The sequence below is a fragment of the Kocuria sp. NPDC057446 genome (assembly GCF_042802875.1).
Lineage (GTDB): Bacteria > Actinomycetota > Actinomycetes > Actinomycetales > Micrococcaceae > Kocuria.
The window spans coordinates 1-3,911 of sequence record NZ_JBHVDI010000236.1; the positions used below are offsets into that span (position 1 = coordinate 1).

Consider the following 3,911-nt stretch of genomic DNA (forward strand, 5'->3'; position numbering starts at 1 on the left):
GCCGACGTCGTCGCCGACCAGGTCCGGCGCCGGCCGGACACCGTGCTCGGCGTGGCCACGGGCTCGTCCCCCCTCGGCGCCTACCGCGAGCTGGCCCGCCGGCGGGCCGAGGGGTCGCTGGACCTCTCGGGGCTCCGGTGCTTCGCGCTGGACGAGTACGTCGGCCTGCCGGCGTCCCACCCGGCCGCCTACGCGGAGGTCCTGGGCCGGGAGGTCGCCGGCCCGTTCGGTCTGCCGGCCTCCCGGGTGCGGGTGCCCGACGGCTCCCGCTGGGACCTCGAGCAGGCCGGCCGGGACTACGAGGAGGCCATCGCCGGCGCGGGCGGGATCGACCTCCAGCTCCTGGGCATCGGGGCCAACGGGCACATCGGCTTCAACGAACCGGGATCCTCGCTGTCCTCCCGCACCCGGGTCAAGGCGCTGTCCGCCCGGACCCGCGCCGACAACGCCCGGTTCTTCGACGACCCCGACGAGGTCCCCACCCACTGCCTCACCCAGGGGCTGGGCACGATCCTGGACGCCCGCCGGGTGCTCCTGCTCGCCCAGGGGGAGCACAAGGCCGCCGCCGTGGCCGCCACCGTGGAGGGGCCCGTGTCCGCGATGTGCCCGGGCTCCGTCCTGCAGTTCCACCGCGCGGTCACGGTGGTGGTGGACGAGGCGGCGGCGAGCCGCCTGGCGCTCACGGACTACTACCGGTTCGTGGCCGAGGCCGGGCACCGGCTGCGCCAGGAGGGGCCATGACGTTCCGCCTCGCGGACTCCTGGGTCTGGGACAGCTGGCTGGCCGACGACGGGGAGAACTACCACCTGTTCTTCCTGCGGGCCAGCCGCGCCCTGCGCGACCCCGAGCGGCGCCACCGCCGGGCCTCGATCGGGCACGCCGTCTCGACCGACCTGGAGACCTGGACCCTGCTGCCGGACGCCCTCGTGGCCGGCGACGAACCGTCCTGGGACGACCTGGCGACCTGGACGGGCAGCACCGTCCGGGGCCACGACGGCCGCTGGCACCTCTTCTACACCGGGGTCGGCCGCGCCGAGGACGGGCTGCGGCAGCGCATCGGCTCGGCGGTCTCGGACGACCTGATCAGCTGGGAGCGCACCGGCGCGGGCCCGGTCGAGGCCGACCCCCGCTGGTACGAGACCCTCGGGGAGGGCACCTGGCCGGACGAGGCCTGGCGGGATCCCTTCGTCTTCTACGACGAGGGCACCCGGCAGTGGCAGATGCTCGTCACGGCGCGCGCCGCCGCCGGGGACCCGGACGCCCGCGGCGTGGTCGGCCACGCGGTGAGCGACGACCTGGAGCACTGGACCGTCCGGCCCCCGCTGACCGCCCCCGCCGGCTTCGGGGAGATGGAGGTCGTCCAGTCACAGGTCGTGGACGGGACCGGAGTGCTGATCTTCTCCTGCCTCCCGCGGCTGGCCCCCGGCATCCCGTTCTCGGAGAGCAGCACCGGCACGTGGATCGCCCCCGGCGCCGGCCGGCTCGGGCCGTGGGAGCTCGAACGGAGCGCCAGCTTCTTCGTGCCCGGCGTCTACGCCGCCCAGCTGGTCCGCCGGCGCGACGGCCAGTGGGTCGTGTTCGGCTTCCAGAACAGCGTGGACGGGAGCTTCGTCGGCGAGATCGCGAGCCCGGTGCCGCTGACGGACCTGCTGACGGAGGGCCGGCTCTTCCCCGCCGACGACCGAGCACCCCACCCCGTCCCCTGCACGAGCAGAAGGAGGTGAGCCCCGTGACCACCGAGGACTCTCCCGGCAGGACGACCCTCTCGGGCCGGGTGCACACCGGGCACGCCGAGCACCGGGACGGACTGGTGGTCGTCGAGGGCGGTCGCGTGGTCCACGCCGGGCCGCGGTCCGGGCACCCCGGCGGCGGCCCGGGGGAGCACCATGTCCTGGGCCCCGGGCAGATGGTGCTGCCCGGACTCGTGGACCTGCACTGCCACGGCGGCTTCGGCGCGGACTTCTCCTCCTCGGCGGAGGGGCCGATCCGCGCCACCCTCGACGCGTTCCACCGCCAGGGCACCACGACGCTCGTGGCCAGCCTGGTCACCGCCTCGCGGGAGGACCTGCTGGCCGCCGAGCCGCTGCTGGCGGCGCTCACCCGGGAGGGGCTGGTCGCCGGCATCCACCTCGAGGGCCCGTTCCTGTCCACGGCCCGGTGCGGGGCGCAGGACCCCGCCTGGATGCGGGACCCCGATCCGGGGCTCGCGGCCGACCTCGTCGCCGCGGCGGCCGGGACGCTCCGGACGATGACCTTCGCCCCGGAGCTGCCCGGCTCCCGGGAGCTCGCCGAGCTGCTCGTCGCCCACGGGGTGGTGCCCTCCCTCGGGCACACCGACGCGGACACCGAGACCGTCGACACCGCGCTGCACCACCTGCAGGAGCTGCTCCAGAGGACCCCCGGGGACGGCGCACCCCGGTCGCCGACGGTGACGCACCTGTTCAACGCGATGCCCGCCATCCACCACCGGTCCCCCGGGCCGGTGCCGGCCTGCCTGCGCGCCGCGGCGCAGGGCCGGGCCGTGGTGGAGCTCATCGCCGACGGCACCCACCTGGACCCCGGCATCGTGCGGTGGGCGTTCGAGCTGGCGGGCGCGGACAGCATCGCGCTGGTCACCGACGGGATGGCCGCGACCGGGCTGACGGACGGCACCTACACGCTCGGCGCGGCGGAGGTGCGGGTGCAGGACGGGGTGGCCACGCTGGTCTCCAACGGCTCGATCGCGGGCGGCACGGCGACCATGCTGGAGGTGCTCCGCCGGACGGTCGCGGCGGGCGTCCCCCTCGGGGAGGCCCTGCGCTCGGCGACCGTGGTCCCGGCCCGCGTGCTGGGCCTGGCCGGGGAGGCCGGGAGCCTGGCGACGGGCGCGCTCGCGGACCTCCTGGTGGTGGGGGAGGACCTCCGGCCGGCGGCCGTGATGCGCCGGGGCCGGTGGATCTCCGGTGCCCCGCCCCGCTGACACCCCCATGCACGGCCCGCGCGGCCGCGCGCGGTGGCGGCCGGCCCCCACCTCGCGGAGGGGCGGGGGCGCAGGTGGGTAACGATCCCCCGGGCGGTGGCCGCGGCCCGCGGGGGTGCGGCGTACGCTGGCCGTGTCGGAAGGAGCCCCTCATGACACAGCGCGACGAAGCGTGGCCCGCCGGGACGCCCTGCTGGGCCGATCTCACCGCATCCGATCCCGCCCGCACGCAGGACTTCTACCGGGCGGTGCTCGGCTGGGAGTACGGCGAGCCGAGGCCCGAGCACGGCGGGTACCGCAACGCCCTGATCGGCGGACGGCCGGTGGCCGGGCTCTCCCCGGCGGCCCCGGACCTGACGGGCGTCCCGCACGTGTGGCAGGTCTACCTCGCCTCCGACCGGATCGACCTCTGCGCCGAACGGGTCCGCGCCGCCGGCGGCACGCAGCTGATGGAGCCGGTCGACGTGGGCGAGCTCGGCCGGATGGGCGTCTGGCAGGATCCCACCGGGGCGTCCTTCGGGATGTGGCAGGCCGGGGAGCACGTCGGCTTCGCCGCCGTGGACGTGCCCGGCAGCGTGGCCTGGTGCGACCTGATGACCCCGGACCACCACGCGGCCCGCGACTTCTACGCCCAGGTCTTCGGCTACCACTACGAGGACATCGGCGAGGACGGCGTCTCCTACGCCACGTTCACGGTGCCGCACGGGGACCGCCCGGCCGGCGGGATCGGCGGGACCGACCCCGCGGCGGAGAACGCGCCGGCGGTCTGGTCGGTCTGCTTCCAGGTCGAGGACGTCGACGCCGCCGTGCAGCGCGTGCGCGAGGCCGGCGGATCGGTCGTGGAGGACCCCTTCGACTTCCGGTACGGGCGCGTGGCGGTCGTGGCCGGCCCGGACCGGGAGTCCTTCGCGATGATGGCGCCCGCGGCCGGGCAGCCCGCGGGCACGTAGGC

General features: G+C 76.2%; 4 protein-coding genes. All 4 read left to right on the top strand.

The window, feature by feature from the left end; all coding sequences use genetic code 11:
* A partial coding sequence (locus ACFU0Y_RS17495) for a glucosamine-6-phosphate deaminase (protein WP_380216136.1) occupies nt 1–741 on the top strand: 741 nt, incomplete at its 5' end.
* Nucleotides 738–1,724 carry a glycosyl hydrolase family 32 gene (locus tag ACFU0Y_RS17500; protein WP_380216138.1) on the top strand — a complete coding sequence of 329 codons (987 nt, stop codon included), beginning with the start codon at nt 738–740 and terminating at the stop codon, nt 1,722–1,724. The genes ACFU0Y_RS17495 and ACFU0Y_RS17500, both read left to right, overlap by 4 nt.
* Before the next feature lie 5 nt (nt 1,725–1,729).
* Complete coding sequence (gene nagA, locus ACFU0Y_RS17505; RefSeq protein WP_380216139.1) at nt 1,730–2,959, top strand: N-acetylglucosamine-6-phosphate deacetylase; 1,230 nt, start codon at nt 1,730–1,732, stop codon at nt 2,957–2,959.
* Between the two features lie 152 nt (nt 2,960–3,111).
* Complete coding sequence (locus ACFU0Y_RS17510) at nt 3,112–3,909, top strand: VOC family protein (protein ID WP_380216140.1); 798 nt, start codon at nt 3,112–3,114, stop codon at nt 3,907–3,909.
* Nucleotides 3,910–3,911 lie beyond the last annotated feature (2 nt).

Bases quoted from the DNA above. Each gene is read 5' to 3' on its own strand.
- ACFU0Y_RS17510 (WP_380216140.1), top strand. From the start codon at position 3,112: ATGACACAGCGCGACGAAGCGTGGCCCGCCGGGACGCCCTGCTGGGCC.
- ACFU0Y_RS17500 (WP_380216138.1), top strand. From the start codon at position 738: ATGACGTTCCGCCTCGCGGACTCCTGGGTCTGGGACAGCTGGCTGGCC.